This is a genomic window from Streptomyces sp. GQ60 (assembly GCF_059758875.1).
Genome location: NZ_JCAXEG010000014.1, coordinates 147,083 through 163,668, shown reverse-complemented (window position 1 = coordinate 163,668; position 16,586 = coordinate 147,083). Strand labels below are relative to the sequence as shown.

At 72.5% G+C, this 16,586-nt stretch carries 20 protein-coding genes; 10 read left to right on the top strand and 10 right to left on the bottom strand.

All coding sequences use genetic code 11. The features are described 5' to 3' along the window. Positions 1-504 (bottom strand): hemerythrin domain-containing protein, encoded by a 504-nt coding sequence (locus AC6CKD_RS28980; RefSeq protein WP_498331260.1) that lies wholly within the window; start codon positions 502-504, stop codon positions 1-3. Between the two features lie 160 nt (positions 505-664). Between AC6CKD_RS28980 and AC6CKD_RS28975 the strand changes: the two genes are divergently transcribed. The 3 genes from AC6CKD_RS28975 (at position 665) to AC6CKD_RS28965 (ending at position 2,139) form a co-directional block, all read left to right on the top strand. Then, positions 665-1,207 carry a hypothetical protein gene (locus AC6CKD_RS28975; RefSeq protein ID WP_498331258.1) on the top strand — a complete coding sequence of 181 codons (543 nt, stop codon included), beginning with the start codon at positions 665-667 and terminating at the stop codon, positions 1,205-1,207. 1 nt (position 1,208) lies between these two features. Further along, positions 1,209-1,595, top strand: coding sequence for a hypothetical protein (locus AC6CKD_RS28970; protein ID WP_498331256.1), 387 nt, complete (start codon positions 1,209-1,211; stop codon positions 1,593-1,595). Between the two features lie 211 nt (positions 1,596-1,806). Beyond that, positions 1,807-2,139 (top strand): SH3 domain-containing protein, encoded by a 333-nt coding sequence (locus AC6CKD_RS28965; protein ID WP_498331255.1) that lies wholly within the window; start codon positions 1,807-1,809, stop codon positions 2,137-2,139. Positions 2,140-2,216: 77 nt separating this feature from the next. Here AC6CKD_RS28965 and AC6CKD_RS28960 read toward each other — a convergent pair whose 3' ends face one another. The 4 genes from AC6CKD_RS28960 to AC6CKD_RS28945 all read right to left on the bottom strand — a co-directional run bounded on the left by AC6CKD_RS28960 (position 2,217) and on the right by AC6CKD_RS28945 (position 4,035). Next, positions 2,217-2,513, bottom strand: a complete 297-nt coding sequence (locus tag AC6CKD_RS28960) for a WhiB family transcriptional regulator (RefSeq protein ID WP_498331253.1) — start codon at positions 2,511-2,513, stop codon at positions 2,217-2,219. 114 nt (positions 2,514-2,627) lie between these two features. Then, positions 2,628-2,978 (bottom strand): hypothetical protein, encoded by a 351-nt coding sequence (locus tag AC6CKD_RS28955; protein ID WP_498331251.1) that lies wholly within the window; start codon positions 2,976-2,978, stop codon positions 2,628-2,630. Positions 2,979-3,159: 181 nt separating this feature from the next. Further along, positions 3,160-3,315 (bottom strand): DUF6131 family protein, encoded by a 156-nt coding sequence (locus AC6CKD_RS28950; protein ID WP_385381719.1) that lies wholly within the window; start codon positions 3,313-3,315, stop codon positions 3,160-3,162. Positions 3,316-3,528: 213 nt separating this feature from the next. After that, positions 3,529-4,035, bottom strand: coding sequence for a GNAT family N-acetyltransferase (locus AC6CKD_RS28945; protein WP_498331249.1), 507 nt, complete (start codon positions 4,033-4,035; stop codon positions 3,529-3,531). A gap of 97 nt (positions 4,036-4,132) precedes the next feature. On the opposite strand from AC6CKD_RS28945, the gene AC6CKD_RS28940 reads away from it, so the two are divergent. Beyond that, positions 4,133-5,257 (top strand): SRPBCC domain-containing protein, encoded by a 1,125-nt coding sequence (locus AC6CKD_RS28940; protein ID WP_498331248.1) that lies wholly within the window; start codon positions 4,133-4,135, stop codon positions 5,255-5,257. A 92-nt stretch (positions 5,258-5,349) separates the two neighbouring features. On the opposite strand, the gene AC6CKD_RS28935 is transcribed toward AC6CKD_RS28940, so the two are convergent. Then, positions 5,350-6,252, bottom strand: a complete 903-nt coding sequence (locus AC6CKD_RS28935; protein WP_498331247.1) for a class I SAM-dependent methyltransferase — start codon at positions 6,250-6,252, stop codon at positions 5,350-5,352. Between the two features lie 147 nt (positions 6,253-6,399). Beyond that, positions 6,400-7,023 (bottom strand): helix-turn-helix domain-containing protein, encoded by a 624-nt coding sequence (locus AC6CKD_RS28930; RefSeq protein ID WP_498331246.1) that lies wholly within the window; start codon positions 7,021-7,023, stop codon positions 6,400-6,402. Positions 7,024-7,140: 117 nt separating this feature from the next. Here AC6CKD_RS28930 and AC6CKD_RS28925 point away from each other — a divergent pair, with 117 nt between their 5' ends. From AC6CKD_RS28925 to AC6CKD_RS28910, 4 genes are all read left to right on the top strand, one after another. Beyond that, complete coding sequence (locus AC6CKD_RS28925) at positions 7,141-8,166, top strand: NAD(P)/FAD-dependent oxidoreductase (protein ID WP_498331245.1); 1,026 nt, start codon at positions 7,141-7,143, stop codon at positions 8,164-8,166. A 36-nt stretch (positions 8,167-8,202) separates the two neighbouring features. Continuing rightward, on the top strand, positions 8,203-8,754 hold the full coding sequence (locus AC6CKD_RS28920; RefSeq protein WP_498331243.1) for a GNAT family N-acetyltransferase: 552 nt from the start codon (positions 8,203-8,205) through the stop codon (positions 8,752-8,754). Positions 8,755-8,928: 174 nt separating this feature from the next. Beyond that, the gene (locus tag AC6CKD_RS28915; protein ID WP_498331241.1) at positions 8,929-9,762 is read left to right on the top strand and encodes an SDR family oxidoreductase; all 834 of its coding nucleotides are present in this window, start codon (positions 8,929-8,931) and stop codon (positions 9,760-9,762) included. A gap of 198 nt (positions 9,763-9,960) precedes the next feature. Then, positions 9,961-11,097 carry a glycosyltransferase gene (locus AC6CKD_RS28910; RefSeq protein ID WP_498331240.1) on the top strand — a complete coding sequence of 379 codons (1,137 nt, stop codon included), beginning with the start codon at positions 9,961-9,963 and terminating at the stop codon, positions 11,095-11,097. Positions 11,098-11,110: 13 nt separating this feature from the next. Here the strand turns inward: AC6CKD_RS28910 and AC6CKD_RS28905 are convergent, their stop codons facing one another. The 3 genes from AC6CKD_RS28905 to AC6CKD_RS28895 form a co-directional block, all read right to left on the bottom strand. Then, positions 11,111-12,436 (bottom strand): peptide MFS transporter, encoded by a 1,326-nt coding sequence (locus tag AC6CKD_RS28905; RefSeq protein WP_498331238.1) that lies wholly within the window; start codon positions 12,434-12,436, stop codon positions 11,111-11,113. Between the two features lie 337 nt (positions 12,437-12,773). Then, positions 12,774-14,498, bottom strand: coding sequence for an acyl-CoA dehydrogenase family protein (locus AC6CKD_RS28900; protein ID WP_498331236.1), 1,725 nt, complete (start codon positions 14,496-14,498; stop codon positions 12,774-12,776). A gap of 103 nt (positions 14,499-14,601) precedes the next feature. Then, on the bottom strand, positions 14,602-15,156 hold the full coding sequence (locus AC6CKD_RS28895) for a PadR family transcriptional regulator (RefSeq protein WP_498331234.1): 555 nt from the start codon (positions 15,154-15,156) through the stop codon (positions 14,602-14,604). A 137-nt stretch (positions 15,157-15,293) separates the two neighbouring features. Here AC6CKD_RS28895 and nadE point away from each other — a divergent pair, with 137 nt between their 5' ends. Together nadE and AC6CKD_RS28885 are read left to right on the top strand one after the other, a co-directional pair. Next, positions 15,294-16,124 (top strand): NAD(+) synthase, encoded by an 831-nt coding sequence (gene nadE / locus AC6CKD_RS28890; RefSeq protein WP_498331233.1) that lies wholly within the window; start codon positions 15,294-15,296, stop codon positions 16,122-16,124. A gap of 126 nt (positions 16,125-16,250) precedes the next feature. Continuing rightward, positions 16,251-16,535: a hypothetical protein gene (locus AC6CKD_RS28885; protein WP_498331232.1), complete on the top strand. Its 285-nt coding sequence runs from the start codon at positions 16,251-16,253 to the stop codon at positions 16,533-16,535. The last annotated feature ends 51 nt before the right edge of the window (positions 16,536-16,586 follow it).

The following is a 16,586-nucleotide window of genomic DNA, read 5'->3' as shown; positions in this document are numbered from 1 at the left end:
TCATCCCCGTACGAGTGCGCGCACGTTCTCGACGCTGCCGCAGTCGGCGGTGAGCTGCCGCTCACGCTCACGCAGGAACGCCGCCCCCAGCTCGGCCCTCCGCTCGCCCGGGACGTTCTCCCGGGCTCCGTTGAGGATGGTGCGCTCCTCCTCGTCGAAGTGGTGGGAGACCGCCTTCACCAGGTCCTCCAAACGCCCGTCCCAGACGCCGGAACCCACCTCGGACACCTCCAGCAGCGCCAAGAGGGCCTCGTTGCCCTCGGCGTGCTCCTCGGTCCCGTGGTCGACCTCCTCGTTGTCGACGTCCTTGAACCGCTTCAGCGCGCCGTACACCTCGGCCTCCTCGGCCTCGCCGTGCGCGACGAGGAGCGCGGACAGCTTCGCGAGCGCGTCCGCCCGGTCGTCCTCCACGCTGCGCATCCGGCGGAAGAGGTCCTCCATCGTGCGGTGGTCCTCGAGGATCAGGGCGACGACGTCCTGGTTCCCGTGTGCGTCCGCGGCCATGCCACGTACCTCCTCTGTTCGCGGGCTCGTTTCGCATGGCCGCCTGCTCGATACCGGTGGGTTCAAACCTCGGCCCCACGGCGGCGCCGGTGCGGTTTGCCCGCCGCCCGACAGGGCAGCCGCGCCGACTGGGACCTACAGCCCCGAACGGAGGCCTGAGATGTCAACCAATCAACTGACGGCCGGCATCGTCGTGACGGCGGTCGTCGTCATCGCGCTCGTCGCACTGCTGTGGGCACTGGCGCGACGACGCCACCTGCGCGAGCGGTTCGGCCCGGAGTACGAGCGCACCGTAGAGGAACGCGGCGACAGGCGGGCCGCCGAGCGGGACCTGCGGACCCGTGCGCAGCGGCACGGCCGGCTCGCGATCAAGGACCTGCCGCCCGAGCGCCGGCAAGAGTACGCGGACGAGTGGACCGGGGTCCAGCAGAGGTTCGTGGACGGGCCCGAACGCTCCGTGGCGGAGGCCGACGAGCTGGTGACCCGGCTGATGGGTGAGCGCGGCTATCCCACCGGGGGGTACCGGGAACGGGTGAGGGACCTCTCCGTGGAGCACGGCCACACGCTGGAGCGGTACCGGGCCGCCCACGCGACCAAGGTGCGCGGCGGTGCGGGCGAGGCGACGACGGAGCAGCTCCGCGGGGCGATGGTGCACTACCGCACCCTCTTCGCGGAGCTGCTCTCCGATCAGAGGAGCCGATGACATGGAGAAGGACCACCAGGACGAGGCTGGACGGGGGGAAGCGTCCGAGTCCGTACTCACGGCGGAGGACCTCGCTCCCACCGACGGCCGGGAACCGTACCGCGGGCCTCGGAACGGAGCGGAACCGCTCATGGGCGCCACCGACGCGGAGCGCTACCGCACCACATGGAGCGAGATCCAAGGCCGGTTCGTGGACGATCCGCGGGAGGCCGTCCGGTCGGCGGACACCTTGGTGTCGGAGGTCATGCTCAAGTTCTCGGACACCCTTTCCGCACACCGGGACGGGCTGGAGGAGCAGTGGCACCGCGGTGAGGAGGCCGCCACCGAGGACCTGCGGCAGGCCCTGCGCGCCTATCGCGCACTGGTCGACCGGCTGCTCGCCGCCTGAGCCCCCGGGCCCGGTGTCGGCGCTCGGGCCCTTCGCCGCGGGTGGCCTGGACGGCGGCCGCGGCGGAGGGCTCTGGGCCATCCGGAGCAACGGAGGGCGTGTTCCCTCCGGGCCGTCGGTCATCCGCCGCCCGGGCGGTGGATAGTCGGTCGGGCGGGCGGCCGCACGGGCTGCCGACCCGCGCCCAGGCGACACAGGGAGAGTGGTTCCGATGGTGAAGAAGGCATTGCTGACGTACGCCTTGGCGGCCGGAGTGCTGTTCGGGCCGCTGAGCACGGCCGGTTGGGCCGCCGCCGGGCAGGCGCAGGTCCCGCCCGGCCCCGTGGGCGTGGTCGAGTCCCGCGCGCCGCTCAACGTCCGCGAGAAGCCGACCGTGTACTCGGACGTGGTGAAGAAGCTGCATCCGCACGCGCGGGTGCGCCTCGTGTGCCAGAAGCGCGGAGGCTGGGTGGACGGCAACCCGGTGTGGTACCGCCTGCACGGCTCGAAGGGCTGGGTCTCGGCCCGCTACGTCCACAATCTCCAGCCGGTCCGCCCCTGCTGACAGCTCGGCACGCGGAACGCGGAAAAAGGGAACGGCCCCCGGTGTTCGGGGGCCGTTCCCTTGAGGGGCGCAGCGGCTCACGCCGTGGAAGACAGCGCGGACCTGTCCCCTCCCGCTATTCGGAGTTGGCGCCTCTCGTGCTCGGTGAGCCCGCCCCAGACGCCGAACGGCTCGCCCACCTCCAGCGCGTGCCGCAGGCATTCGCGCTGCACGGGGCACAGTGCGCACACTTCCTTCGCCGCCGCGTCCCGCGCCTCCCGGTCCGGGCGCTGCTCGCCCGTGGGGTAGAAGAAGAGGCGCGAACCCAGTTCCCGGCAGGCGGCGTCCTCCTGCCACAACCAGTGGTGCTCGGCACGGCCAGGCAGACGCGACACATTTCCCACCTCAGAACCTCCATCGGAGACGGCCCGGATCCGCAACGGATTCCCATCGGATCCGGACCTGATTCGAATGCTCGATCGCTTCTCGTCTGGCCCGGAACGCTCGGTTCAAACAGCCTGTCCGCGTCGTGTCCGGCGGCTCCGCCGGGCGAGCAGAGCCGCGGCCAGTACGGCGACGGCCGTGGCCAACGCGGTCCGGTGGCTCCGCGCCGTGGTCACGGCCCGCACGGCCCTGCCCCGTGCGGAGCCCAGCTTCTCGTCGTCCACGAGACGGCCGACCTGCGATGCGGCCGTCTCCCGCAGCCTGCCGGCGGTCTCGTGGACCCGCGCCGAGGCGCCCGCCCTGGAGACCAGCGCCTCCACAGTCCGGCCGAGTTCCTTCCCGGTCCGGGCGGCCTGTCGGCAGAGCGCCTGTGTGCTGGGGAGGGACTTGTTTCCGTGCAGTCCGGTCGTCGTCATCGGGGTTCCCTTTCCTTCGAGTCCTCCGTCTGCCCGTCTGCCCGTCTGCCTGACGGGCGCGCTGCGCGGATACCCGGCAACTGGCCCATGACACAGCCGAGTTGCCCGGAGAACGGGCGGTGGTCCGCCCCCCTGGGGGGCGGACCACGAGACGACCGCGCTGCGGCGGCGCCGCCACCGGCTACCAGTAATGGCGCCGGCCGCCGACCGCGTGCCCAACGGATCCCATGAGCCACAGCACCGCCCCCACCACGAGCAGGATGACGCCTATGGTCCACAGAACGGAGATTCCGGTCAGGAATCCGATGAGTAGGAGGATGAGTCCGGCGAAAAGCATGATGTCCTCACTCGCGCGTCGGGAAAGCGGCGGAGCGGTCGCTCCGCAGCGGTGCCTCGGCTCGCGCTTACCCTCGGACGCCGTCCTTATCTGTGGAGATCCCCGGCGGGCTGCCCGACGACCTCTGTACGGCGGTCGCCGTCGGCCTCGGGCCCGTAGCGGCGGTAGCGCCCGGGCCGCCCCTGTCGGATCCCGCCGGTCAGGCCGACAGGGTCAGGCCGACAGGTCGAGCTCGTAGACCTGGCCGATCAGATCCGCGCCGAAACTGTGGTGCGGCTCCTCCTCCACGAGCCGGAAGCCGGCGGCCAGGTAGATCCCGCGCGCGGCCGCCAGGGTGTCGTTCGTCCACAGCCGGATCCGCACGTACCCGGCCTCGCGGGCGAAGTCCACGCACCGGGCCACCAGGCGCGAGCCCAGCCGGTGGCCGCGGGCGGCGGGGTCCACGAGGAGGATCCGCAGTTTGGCGGTGCCCTCCTCGCCCTCGCCGTCGGACACGCAGAACACGCTGCCGACCCGGCGGCCGTCCAGCTCGGCGATCCAGGCCGCTTCGCGGGAGGGATCGTGGCCCGCCGCGTAGTCCGCGACGATGCGCGCGACCAGGGCCTCGAAGCTGCCGTCCCAGCCGAATTCCTTCGCGTACTGCTCGCCGTGGGCCATCACCACCCAGCCGAGATCTCCCGGCTCCCCCAGTGGCCGGATCAGCGCGCGAACCTCATTCATGGGGACCTTCTCCCTGAACCACTCGAGCACGGGACTACTGGGCCGCCGTACGGCCGAGTGCACTGAAACGACTGTTTCAGTAAAGCATGATGTCCGGGTGACCCCCTCCGCCCGAAGCGACTCCGCCCGAGACGACGCGGGCCGCGCCGACTCCGCCCGCAAGCAGCAGCTCCTGGAGCTGGCCTACGCCCACGTCCTCGACCACGGGCTGGCGGACATGTCCCTGCGGCCCCTGGCCGAGGCGATCGGCAGCAGCCCGCGCGTCCTCCTCTTCCTGTTCGGCAGCAAGGACGCCCTCGTACAGGCGCTGCTCGCGCGGGCCCGGCAGGACGAGACGGGGATGCTCGAAGCCGTGCACCGGGCCAGACCGGACCACGGGCTCGCCCGCACGGGCGAGTTGGTGTGGAGCTGGCTGGCCGACCCGGGACACCGCAAGGTCCTCACCCTCTGGGTCGAGGGCTACTCGCGCTCGCTGAGCGGCGGTGCGGGACCCTGGGCGGGCTTCGCGGAGCGGACGATCGCCGACTGGCTGGAGGTCTTCGCCGCCGCCCAGCCGCCGGGCCGCCGCGACACGCCCGAGGGGCTCGCCGAGCGCACCCTGCTGCTCGCGGTCCTGCGCGGGGCCCTGCTGGACCTCTTGGCGAGCCACGACGAACAGCGCACCACGGCGGCCGTGACCGCCCACCTCCGCACCGTGGAGGCCCACGCCGAGGATGCGCCGGCGCAGCGGAACGGGTCGGGGAACCCGCCGTCCGCCGGCAGGACCGACCGTGCCGCCCGGATGGTCGCGGCGCCGCCGGCGGCCGTCTACGCCGCCCTCCTCGACCGCGAGTCCCTGGAAGCGTGGCTCCCGCCGGACGGCATGAGCGGGCGGATCGAGCGGTGGGACCCGCGGACCGGCGGCGGCTTCCGCATGGTCCTCACCTACCTCGATCCCGCCGACAGTCCCGGCAAGACCTCGGACGCGACCGACATCGTCGACGTACGGTTCACCGGCCTGCTGCCGCCGGAACGCGTGGTGCAGCAGGCCGTGTTCGAGTCCGACGACCCGTCGTACGCGGGCACCATGACGATGACCTGGCACCTCGCCGCCTGCGGCGAGGGCACGGAGGTGACCGTCACCGCCACGGACGTACCGCCGGGCATCGACCAGGCGGACCACGAGGCGGGCATCGCCTCCTCGCTGGCCCATCTGGCGTCGCACGTCGAAGCGGCCCGCTGACCTGGACGCCCCGAGCGGCGGCGCTACTCGCACACCGAGGCGGGGGTCGTTTGGCCGCACGGCGCGGTCCGCGCGGCCGCGGCCGGCACGGATCAGTTCGTGCGGCGTGCGGCCCAGACGGTGCGCTCGGTCCGCACGGCGAGGTCGTCGCGGCGCAGGATGCTCTGCGGGCCGTCGGTGTCGAGCAGTCGGTCGAGTGCGGCGAGGTCCTCCGGCGTGAGCGTGTCCACGATGCTGCGGCGAAGGCGCCGCAGGCTGCCGAGGGCGTACGCGCCGACCGCCTCGCTGCGCGAGCCCGCGATGTTCACGTCGATCACGCGGTCGCCGTCGAGGGCGAATCCGGCCGCGGTGAGCTTGGGTCCCCAGTCGGCGCCGCGATGGGGCACGTGCTCGGCGTGGTGGCTCTCACTCGCGGTGTGGCAGCGCTCCTCCAGTCCGGGTCGGCCTTCGGGGGCGTCCTCGGGCAGGAAGCGGGGGAAGCCCGCCAGTTCCACGACGGCGAACAGTCCGCCGGGGGCGAGCAGCTCGAGGACCGCGCGCAGGGCCTGGTCCGGGTCGGCCATGTGGTGCATCGAGGCCGAGGCCCACACCAGGTCCGGCGTACCGAGGTCGGGCCACTCGGTTTCGTCGAGGTCGGCCTGCACGGTGCGGACGCGGTCCTCGACGCCCCGGGCGCAGGCCTTCTCCCTCAGTCGCTGGAGGTGCCCCGCCGAGGAGTCGACGGCGGTGACGTGCGCGTCGGGGAAACGGTCGAGCAGGGCGAAGGTGCCGGCTCCCGTGCCGCAGCCCAGGTCCACGATGTGGCGAGGCGGCTCGCGCAGGGGGAGCCACGTGGTGATGTCGGTGATGTGCTCGGCGAGGACTTCCGCGTCGAGGTCGAGGATCTCCGCCTGGTCGTCGGCCTCGTGCTGGGCGTGGCCGTGGTCATGGCCGTGGTGGCCTTGCCCGTCGTGCTGCGCTCGGCCGTGCTGGGGTGCGTGCTGTGCGTGGGTCATGACTCCACGGTAGGGGCTCATGCGCTGGCCGCATCGAGTCTTGCCGGTTAGGCAAGAAGACGGCCGCATGACGCCCAGGACGCGCAAGACGCCCGCGCCGGACCCCTCGTACGGTCAGGTACGCGCCAGGAGGAACCGCCGCCCGCGTCAACGACCCGCCCCCTGAGCAGCGCCTCCGCCCCCGTCTTCGCCCCCTCCGTCGCCGGCCCCGTTGTCCCGCTGGTGGCCGCGACGGGCGTCCCGGTCGAAGATCCCCAGGATCTCGCACGGTCCCCCCTCGGCCCCGATCGCGTGCGGCATCATCGTGGGGAACTCCGCGGACTGGTTGGTCTCGATGCGGAAGCGGCGATGCCCCAGCATGAGGATCGCGGTGCCGGACAGGACCACGAGCCATTCGCGCCCGGGGTGCGCGCGCATGCGGGAGGGGTTGTCCGGCGGCGGCTCCGTCATGCGCTGGCGGATGACCGTCATGCCCGGTTCGGCCTTCATCGGCCAGCGCATCTGCCCGCGAGCGGCGTCGATGACGGGGCTGGTGACGACATCGTCGGTCGCGGTCTCCACGAGCTGGTCCAAGGTGGTGTCCAGCGCGCGGGCGAGCGTGACGAGGCTGTCCAGCGCCAGGCGGCGCTGGCCGTTCTCGATGCGGCTGAGCGTGGACTGGCTGAGCCGGGCCCGCACGGCCAGTTCCTCGAGGGACCAGCCCTGAGCCACCCGCAGCGCGCGGATGCGCTTGCGTACCAGGCCGTCCAGATCGCCGTCTTCTTGCGTCATGAGCAACATAGTATGCCCGTGCTGCAAGTCGCGGTTAGCGTCGTGTGCAAGGGCCCCCGACCACCGGGCCGGTCCGAAGGAACACCACCCACACCACTCAGGAAGGAATCCCACGACATGTCCGCGACGACTACCGCATACGCGACCGACGCACTGCCGGACGGGACCGTCGACGCCGTGGTGATCGGCGGCGGCGCCGCCGGTCTGAACGGCGCGCTGATGCTCGCCCGTTCCCGCCGTTCGGTCGTCGTGATCGACAGCGGCACCCCCCGCAACGCGCCCGCCGACGGCGTGCACGGCCTGCTCGGCCTGGACGGCACCCCGCCGGCGGAACTGTACGGGCGCGGCCGCGAGGAGGTACGCCGCTACGGCGGCCTCATCGTCTCCGGCGAGGTCTCCGCCGCCGAGCCGGCCGGGCCGGCCGCCGACGGCGACCTGCGCTTCACCGTCACCCTGACCGACGGCCGCGTCCTGACGGCGCGCCGCCTGCTGGTGGCCACCGGCCTGCGCGATGTGCTGCCCGAGCTGCCGGGACTGGCGGAGCACTGGGGTCACAGCGTGGTGCACTGCCCGTACTGTCACGGCTGGGAAGTCCGCGACGAGCCGATCGGCATCCTCGCCACCGGACCCGGGTCGATCCACCACGCCCTGCTGTTCCGTCAGCTCACCGACGACCTCGTCTACTTCACGTACGGCACCGAGCTGGACGAAGAGACCCGTACGCGCTTCACCGCACGCGGCATCCGGGTCGTCGACTCCCCGGTCGAAGAGGTCGTGGGGGGCCGCGACGGCGGCATCCGCGGTGTGCGCCTGACCGGCGGCCGGGTCGTCGAGCGCCGCGTCCTCGCGGTGGCGCCCACGCTCGTGGCCCGTACCGAGGGCCTGACCGGCCTGGGCCTGCCGATGGAGGACCTGCCCGGCGGCGGCCGCCGCTTCGCCTCCGGCGCGGCCGGCGCGACCGACGTGCCGGGGGTGTGGGTGGCGGGCAACGTCACCGATCCGAACGCCCAGGTCGGGGCATCCGCCGCGGCCGGAGCGCTGGCGGGCGCCTACATCAACGCCCTCCTCGCCGTCGCCGACACCGACGCGGCCGTGGCGGCGGTGGCGGCCCGTGCCGCGGCGGGGGCCTCCACTGCGAGGTGACGGGGGGACATATCCAGCTATGTCATCATCGATTTCATGAGTGAAGTCGAGACCCTCCCCCTGCGACTGACCCACCTCGATGCCGTTCTCGATCTCGGCTACCGGGCCTTCGACGTGAAGGCGATGCCCTACACCTCCTGGTCGCTGTCGTCCGTGGCAGCGCACTGGGACGCCCAGCCGGACGCCTGCTGGATCGCCCGCGACGAGGAGGGGCTGCTCGGTTTCGTCCTCGGGTCGCTGTCCTACGACGAGCGCGAGGACTGGGGCTACCTGGAGTGGATCGCGCTGGAGGAACGCGCCCGGGGCCGTGGGGTCGCGAGTTCCCTGGTCGAACACTGCTGCGACGCGCTCTTCGCGGCGGGAGCGTCCCGGATCATCACCGACGTGGAGAGCGGCAACGCGGCCTCCGCCGCGATGATGCGGCGCAACGGCTTCGCCGAGAAGGTCACCGTCACCCTCTTCGTCCGCCCGAACCCGCGGGAGCAGACCGGCACGGCGTCGTACTCGCCCCAGGACCCGGCCCGCTCCCGGCTCCGTCGCGCCGCCCGGGCAGGGGGAGGGGCGGCAGCCGGGGGCCCGGTCGCGTAGGCGACCGGGCCGGCGTACCCGCCGGGCAGCGGTCCCCGCCCGGCGCGTGCGCGCGCCGGGACGTGCGCCTGCGCGCCTCCGCGCGCCCCCGCAGCAGGGATGACCCCGGCCCGGAGCCCCCACGAACATGAACTGCCGCCACATCCGGAGCGACTCGGCCATCACGGGGGAACCATGGGACGACGCTGGCTGGTCACGGGATGCTCCTCGGGACTCGGGCTCGCGCTGGCCACCGCGGCGGCCCGGGCCGGGGACGAACTGGCCGTCACCGCCCGCAAGACCGCCGACCTGGAGGATCTGGCCGCCGCCTGGCCCGGCCGCATCGTCCCGATCCCGCTCGAGCTGCGGGACGAGGCTTCCTGCGAGGAGGCCGTCCGCACCGCGGCGGAGCGCCTGGGCGGCATCGACATCCTCGTCAACAACGCCGCCGTCGGACTGTTCGGGGCGGTCGAGGAAGTCTCGGACGCCGAACTCCGCGACCAGCTGGAGACCCTGGTCGTCGGCCCCTGGCGGCTCGCGCGACTCGTCCTGCCGCTGATGCGGGCCCAGGGGCACGGCCACATCCTCAACGTCTCCTCCGTGGTCGGCCGGATGGCCTTCCCCGGTCTGGCGGCGTACACCGCCGGGAAGCACGCACTCGAGGGCATGAGCAGGACCCTCGCCATGGAGGCGGCTCCCCACAACATCCGCGTCACCGTCCTCGAACCGGGCATGTTCGCGACGCGCTACGGCACCTCCATGGCCGAAGCCGCCCATCGGGTCCCTGCCTACGACGCCACCAACCGCGAGATGCTCGAAGGGGCCCGGGGCCTCGCAGACAGCCCCGAGACCGGACGCCCGGAGGACTTCGCCGCGCGCGTCCTGGACATCGTCTCCGCCGCGGGCCCCACCCCCCTGCGGATCCCCGTCGGCGACGACGCCTACGGCTACCTGGACGCGTCGGACGAGGCGGACCGCGCCGACTACGCGGCGGCCCGGCTCCTCGTACAGGGCCCGCCCCAGGTCTGACGGCGGGGCCGCGGGACAGACGGTCTGGACGCATGCTCAACGCCCGCCTCAACACGGTCGGATGTCCGTCAGAAACGGCCGAAACTCGATCATCTCCATGGAAACCGAGGCGAGAGTGGATTCGTTCGAACATGTGCCAGAGCCGTCAAGGAGCCCTGTCCGAGCAGCGATTCGGGGCCCCACCCAAGGAGCATCAGCGTGCGCATCCTCTTCACCGGCCCCGCTTCGGTGGGCCATCTGTTCCCGATGGTGCCGAACGCCCAGGCGCTGCAGGCCGCCGGGCACCAGGTGCTGTTCGCCGTTTCGGCCCCGTACGACCAGCTCCGGCAAGCCGGCCTGCCCACCGTCGAGATCGGCGACGGATCGACGCTGATGGAGGCCTTCCGGCGCGCCTCGGACGGCGCGGACCTGCAGTTCGTCACGGACGGCAACAGCCCGCAGGACACCGAGCGGCTCGCCGCGGCCGGCTTCGCCGAACACGGCCGGGTCACCATCGACGACCTCCTCGCCGTCGCCACCGCCTGGCGGCCGGACCTCATCGTCCACGCCCCCTTCCAGGCCGCCGCTCCCCTGGTCTCCGCGGCCCTCGGCATACCGGCCGTGGTCCACAACTTCGGCGTGATGTCCGGCTTCGGCATGGTCGGGCGGCTCGCCGGGCTGCTGGCGGACGAGTACCGGGCCCGCGGGGTCGAGGGCCCGGCCACCCACACGGTCCTCGACGTCGTACCGCCCTCGCTCGGTGGGGACGGCACCGGCTTGCGCGTCCGTTACGTGCCGCACAACGGTGGCGGCTCGGTTCCGCGCGATCTCGTGGGCCGTGGCTCCCGTCCCCGGATCGCCGTCACCCTCGGGACCGTGGTGACCGCGTTCGCGGGCGTGGACCCCGTCATCCGGGTGATCTCCGAGGCCGCTTCGGTCGACGCCGAGTTCCTGCTCGCGGTCGGCGACACCGATCTGAGCCCGCTCGGCACGCTTCCGGGCAACGTCCGGGTGCTGCCCTGGGTGCCACTGGCCCAGCTCCTGGACACCGCGGACGCGATCGTGCACCACGGCGGCGCCGGCACCATGCTCACCGCCGCCGCCCTGGGCGTCCCTCAGCTGATCCTCCCGCAGGGCGCCGACCACTTCATCAACACCGACGCCGCGACCGCGGTGGGCTTCGCCCTCCGCTCGACCGGTGACGAGGTGGACGCCGATCTGCTCGGCCGCCTGCTCGCCGACGAAGCCCTCCACAAGGGGGCCGCCGCCTTCCGGTCCGAGATCTCCGCGCTCCCCTCCCCCACCGACCTCGTCGCCTCCTTCGAAGCCATCGGACAGCAGGGTAACGCCGCGTAGACGGCCGGCCGGTTCATTCGCCGGTCAGGAGGCGCAGCTTCGGTGTGGCGGCGGCCATCGCCAGCCCGGCCACCAGGGCCAGGCCGCCGAGGGCGAGGTAGAGGGCGGCGCCGGTCAGGTGGGTGGCGACCTGGCTGCCGATGGCGTCGCCCGCCGCGGCGGCCAGGAAGAAGAGGCCCACGAGCTGGGATCCGGTGCCGGCCGGGGCCAGCTTGTGGCTGATGGAGAGTCCGGTGGGGGCGAGGAACAGTTCGCCCATGCTCAGCAGGGCGTAGAGGCCGACCAGCCAGAGCAGCGAGATGTGGGCGCTGCCGGTGGCCCGGCCCGCGGCGAGGGCGAGCAGGAGGAAGGACAGTCCGCCGAGGACGAGTCCCGTGGAGAACTTCGCCGGGGAGGAGATGCGTACTCTGCGCCACACGAACGCGAGGACTCCGGCGAAGGCGATGGTCATGACGGGGTTCAGGGCCGCCTGCCAGGTGACCGGGATGCCCTGCATGTCCACGTGGTCCGCTGCGAACAGCTGCACGTTGGACGCGGCCAGGTCGAAGATGCAGAAGAAGGCGACGGCCGCCGCGAACAGCCGCGCGTAGGCGCGGATGCCCGCCCGTCCCCGCGCGTCGAGGTCGGGGCGGCGCAGCAGGGTGACGAGGTAGCCGACCGGCACGACCACGGCCAGCACCGCGAACGCGGTGAGTGTGTGGGGCAGGGTCAGCGTGCCGGTTGCCCGGGCCGCGGCGCCGGCCGCGAGGACGCCGGCCACGCACCCCAGGGCCCGGACGGCCACCGTGCGGGCCTCGGTGCGGGTGAGCGGGCGGCCGGGTGCGTCGGCGGTCTCGCGGAGGCTGCCCGAGGCCTGGAAGACGCACAGGCTGAGGGCCATGGCCACGGCCGCCGTGCCGAAGGCGACGTTCCAGCCGAAGTGCAGTCCGAGCCAGCCCACCAGGAGGGTCGAGGCCAGGCCTCCGACGTTGACGCTGGCGTAGAACTTGCTGTAGGCCGCGTCCCGTTCCTGGTCGGTGTCCCGCGCGTACAGCTTGCCGACCAGGGCGGTCATGTTGGGCTTCTGCAGGCCGGTGCCGACCGCGATGAGGACGAGGCCGGCGTAGACGCCGGCCGCTCCGGCCTCGAAGGCGAGCGCGAGGTGTCCGGCCAGGATGGCGATGCCGCCGGCCAGGGCGGTCCTACGGGCGCCGAGCAGCCGGTCGGCGATCCAGCCCCCCGGCAGCGCGGTGAAGTAGCAGGCGGACAGGTAGGCGCCGACGAGGGCTACCGCCGTGGTCTTCGACATGCCGAGGCCGTGGGCCGTGTCGATCAGGAAGAGCGCCAGTACCGCGCGCATTCCGTAGAAGGACCGCTAAGGAGAACCGCTCCGCCGCTTCGCTCAGGCACAGCGGCAGCAGACCCTTGCGGGTGCGGTTCTCCGCGATCACCTCCGCCCTGTGCTCCGTGGACGTCGACATGGTGGGGTTCCAGCCTCTCGGGGTGTGTGCTCCGGCTGCTCCGACTCCTACCAGCCAACACCTCGAAGGGCCGCGTGCACACCGGCCGAAAGGACGGAGCGGTACGGGAGGAGAGACACGGGTCCAAAGTCCCGGACCGGCCGCTCCGGGACCTCGGACATGGTTGGCGCCGTGTCCGAGGTCCCGGGCCGGTCCGCGAAGGTCCGGCGTCAGGCGTCAGGGTTTCATCTCGTACGCCCCCGCGAGGCCCTCCACCCGTGCCCACACGCGCGCCGAGCGCTCCGCGTCGACGGCCGGGCGTCGGACCGCTCCCAGCGCCCATGCCTGCTGGTCCGCGGTGGCGGAGTCCTTGCCGTGGAGTTCGACGGCGTGCGCGGAGAAGTCCCGTACGAGGACGCCGAACAGCTCGTCGAGCACGTCCTCGTCCAGGCCGGTCAGGCGGGCCTGCTCCAGGACGAGCTGGCCGTGCACGACCAGGGCGAAGAGCTGGCCGACCGCCAGGAGGAGGTCGAGGTCGCGGCTCTGGCCCTCGTCGGGGGCGGCGGTCTCGACGAACGCGCAGAGGGCGTCGGCCTGTTCGCGGAACCGGCCGACGTTGGGCACGGCCGCGTACGCGTCGTAGGCCGGACGCCAGTCGTGGAACCGTACGGATCCGAGGCCCCGGGCCGGGCCCTGGCGGAAGAGGAAGGCGTCGTCGGCCGCGTCGAGGCGGGTCGGGACGGGGGCGTAGTCCGCCGGCTCCAGCAGGTGGTTGCGCATGAACTTGAGGATGAGCGCCAGGTTGACGTGGACGGTGCCCTCCAGCTTGGGCAGGCCGCGGATCTCGACGGCCGCCTGGGCGAAGTAGGTGTCCTTCTCGAAGCCCTTGGCCGCGATGACGTCCCACATCAGGTCGATGACCTTCTCGCCCTCCGTGGTCACCTTCATCTTGGTCATCGGGTTGAAGAGGAGGTAGCGGCGGTCGTCGGGGCCGGCGGAGCGGAAGTAGTCCACGGCGCGATCGCTGAACAGCTTCATCCCGACGAGGCGGACGTACGCGTCGGCCAGCTCGCGGCGCACGTGCGGGAAGGCGGTGACGGGGCGGCCGTAGAGGATGCGGCCCTGCGCGTGGGTGACGGCCTCGTACATCGCGTGCTCGCAGATGCCGATCGAGGCGGTGCAGAGGTTGAACTTGCCGACGTTGACCGTGTTGAGGGCGGCGTCGAAGGCGGCGCGGCCCGTGTGCAGGACGTCCTCGGGGCCGACCGGGTAGTCCGTGAGGCGGAACTCGCTGACGTACTTGGAGGAGTCGACGACGTTCTTCACCACGTCGTACGCGGGGTGGCGACTGTCGGCCGCGAAGAAGACGTAGCCGTCGGGGCCCTCGATGTCGGTGCGGCGGCCGAAGACGGAGACGAGTCCGGCGGCGTTGCCGTTGCCGATGTAGTACTTCGAGCCGGTGGCCCGGAAGCCGCCGTCGGCGGCGGGCTCCAGCAGCATGTCGGTGTTGTAGATGTCCGCGCCGTGGGTCTTCTCGGAGAGGCCGAACGCGAACACCTCGCCCTCGTCGAGGAGCTGCGCGGCGCGGTCGCGGGCGGCGGCGTTGCCGCTCTGCCAGACGGGCCCGAGACCGAGGATGGTGACCTGCCAGGCGTACCAGTAGTCGAGGCCGTAGAACCCGAGGATCTCGTTGAGGGCGGCGATGCGCGCGGTGTCCCAGCGCTTGTCGGGCCCGTCCTGGCCGGCGGCCGGCTCGGGGGTCAGGAAGGTCGCGAAGAGCCCCTCCTTCGCGGAGAAGGCGAGGAAGTCCCCCAGCCAGGCGCGGGTGCGGTAGTCCTCGATCAGGCGGCGCTTGCCGCGCTCCTCGAACCAGTCGACGGTCGCGCGCAGCAGCCGGCGGGTCTCGGGGTCGAAGTGGGAGGGGTCGTAGGTGCGCGGGTTGAACAGCAACGGGTCGCTCATGGGTGTTCGCCTTCCGGTCGGAGGATTCCGAGGATTCAGGGGATTCCGAGCATTCAGGGATGAGGGGTGACGGCGGAGAAGGTGGGGGTGCGGCGGCGCCGGGTCAGGGGGCCGCAAGGCGGTGGAGCGTGGCCAGTACGTCCTCCAGCCAGGCGAGCTGCATGCGCTCGTAGGCGATGCCGCCGCGGAGCACGACGTGCTGGAGTTCCCGTCCGGCGTCGGAGGGGCCCGGAGCCCGGGGTCCGGCGAAATCGCGGAGCTCGCCCGCCAGGTAGTGGGTGAGCCGGTCGGCGTGCGTCCGGTGGTGGCGCTCGACTTCGCGGATCAGGGCGGCCGGATCGTCGAAGGCCGCACCGCGGATCTTCACGGCGAGCTCGTGGCGGACGGTGTCGGCCTGGATCGGCTCGTGGAGCCAGGCCGAGAGGGCGGCGCGGCCGGCCGCCGTGACGGAGTACTCCTTCTTGTCCGGCCGGGTCCGCTGCGGTACTTCGAGGACGTCGAGCCGGCCGTCGCCCTCCATCGCCTTCAGCACGCGGTAGATCTGCTGGTGGGTCGCGGTCCAGAAGTAGCCGATGGACCGGTCGAACCGGCGCGCCAGCTCATATCCGGATCCCGGCTGCTCCAGCAGGGAGACGAGGATCGCGTGCTCAAGTGCCATGCCCCGATCCTTCTATGCAACTCGTTGCATAGACAAGCGCCGCCACGCGGGTGAGACGCGGCTCACCCGCGCCCTCGGTTAGGGTCGGCGGGACAGCGCATCGTTTCCGAACCGACGAACCATCATGAGGAGCAGCCGTGAGCCAGCCGGCGTCCACCGCCCTGCAGCAGGAGATCGCCCGGGAACTCCTGGTGGCCGAGAGCTTCGACGCCCAGCGGGAGATCGAGCGCCGGGTGGCGTTCCTGGCCGAGCGGCTCACGTCCACCGGCCTGCGCTCGCTGGTGCTCGGGATCAGCGGCGGAGTGGACTCCACGACGGCCGGCCGGCTCTGCCAGCTCGCCGTGGAGCGGGTCCGCGCGGCCGGGCACGAGGCGGCGTTCTACGCGATGCGGCTGCCCTACGGGGTCCAGGCGGACGAGAAGGACGCCCAGCTCGCCCTCGGTTTCATCAACGCCGACCGGGTGCTGACCGTGGACGTGAAGCCCGCGAGCGACGCGGCGCTGGCCGCCTCCCTGGCCGGCGGGACCGTCTTCCGGGACGACCACCACCAGGACTTCGTGCAGGGCAACATCAAGGCCCGCCAGCGCATGATCGCCCAGTACGCGGTGGCCGGCGCGCACGACGGCCTGGTCGTCGGCACCGACCACGCCGCCGAGGCGGTCTCCGGCTTCTTCACGAAGTTCGGCGACGGCGCCGCCGACGTGGTGCCGCTGACGGGACTGACCAAGCGCCGGGTGCGGGCCTGCGCCGACGCTCTGGGAGCACCGGCCGAGCTGGTCTGGAAGACGCCCACGGCGGACCTGGAGACCCTCGACCCGGGCAAGGCCGACGAGGACGCGCTGGGGGTCACGTACGACGAGATCGACGACTTCCTGGAGGGCAAGCCGGTCGGGGAGCGCGCCTTCGACACGATCGTCCGCCGCTACCGCCTGACCGAGCACAAGCGGCAGCTGCCGATCGCGCCGTAGCGGCGCCGGCGCCCGCGCCGGATGCGGCGGGCGTGAAGTCCGCCGCCTCCGGGTACTGGACGGTCACGGTGAGCACCGCCTCGCCCGGCTCGCCGAGGCGGTGCCGTTCACACCCGAGGAGTCCCCGTGGCCGCCCTCAGCACGATCCTCGTGATCCTCGGCGCCTGGTGCGCCGTCAGCGTGGCCACGGCCGCCCTGTACGCGGCCCTGCGCCGCCGCCATGTACACCGGCAGCGGGCGGCGGCAGCCGTGCCGGCCGCAGCGGGTACGGCCCGGGGTTTCGCGCCGGCCGCGCGGACGAGTCGGCCGTGCCGCTCCACCGGGCCCGGCCGGACCGTGCGGCCCGCTCACCCGTCCGGTCGTTCCGGCTGGGGACGCGAGATGCCGCCGCCGGATCTCCAGGCGGGCTGAACGTCACGATCCGTGTTTGGCTGACTCCATGACGTCCGCCAGCGGAACCCC

Coding starts and splice junctions, on each gene's coding strand:
- AC6CKD_RS28935 (WP_498331247.1), bottom strand. CDS start 6,252: ATGACCCACGCACAGCACGCACCCCAGCACGGCCGAGCGCAGCACGAC.
- AC6CKD_RS28975 (WP_498331258.1), top strand. CDS start 665: ATGTCAACCAATCAACTGACGGCCGGCATCGTCGTGACGGCGGTCGTC.
- AC6CKD_RS28900 (WP_498331236.1), bottom strand. CDS start 14,498: ATGAGCGACCCGTTGCTGTTCAACCCGCGCACCTACGACCCCTCCCAC.
- AC6CKD_RS28915 (WP_498331241.1), top strand. CDS start 8,929: ATGGGACGACGCTGGCTGGTCACGGGATGCTCCTCGGGACTCGGGCTC.
- AC6CKD_RS28980 (WP_498331260.1), bottom strand. CDS start 504: ATGGCCGCGGACGCACACGGGAACCAGGACGTCGTCGCCCTGATCCTC.
- AC6CKD_RS28905 (WP_498331238.1), bottom strand. CDS start 12,436: ATGCGCGCGGTACTGGCGCTCTTCCTGATCGACACGGCCCACGGCCTC.
- AC6CKD_RS28925 (WP_498331245.1), top strand. CDS start 7,141: ATGTCCGCGACGACTACCGCATACGCGACCGACGCACTGCCGGACGGG.
- AC6CKD_RS28920 (WP_498331243.1), top strand. CDS start 8,203: ATGAGTGAAGTCGAGACCCTCCCCCTGCGACTGACCCACCTCGATGCC.
- AC6CKD_RS28930 (WP_498331246.1), bottom strand. CDS start 7,023: ATGACGCAAGAAGACGGCGATCTGGACGGCCTGGTACGCAAGCGCATC.
- AC6CKD_RS28955 (WP_498331251.1), bottom strand. CDS start 2,978: ATGACGACGACCGGACTGCACGGAAACAAGTCCCTCCCCAGCACACAG.
- AC6CKD_RS28950 (WP_385381719.1), bottom strand. CDS start 3,315: ATGCTTTTCGCCGGACTCATCCTCCTACTCATCGGATTCCTGACCGGA.
- AC6CKD_RS28965 (WP_498331255.1), top strand. CDS start 1,807: ATGGTGAAGAAGGCATTGCTGACGTACGCCTTGGCGGCCGGAGTGCTG.
- AC6CKD_RS28895 (WP_498331234.1), bottom strand. CDS start 15,156: ATGGCACTTGAGCACGCGATCCTCGTCTCCCTGCTGGAGCAGCCGGGA.
- AC6CKD_RS28945 (WP_498331249.1), bottom strand. CDS start 4,035: ATGAATGAGGTTCGCGCGCTGATCCGGCCACTGGGGGAGCCGGGAGAT.
- AC6CKD_RS28970 (WP_498331256.1), top strand. CDS start 1,209: ATGGAGAAGGACCACCAGGACGAGGCTGGACGGGGGGAAGCGTCCGAG.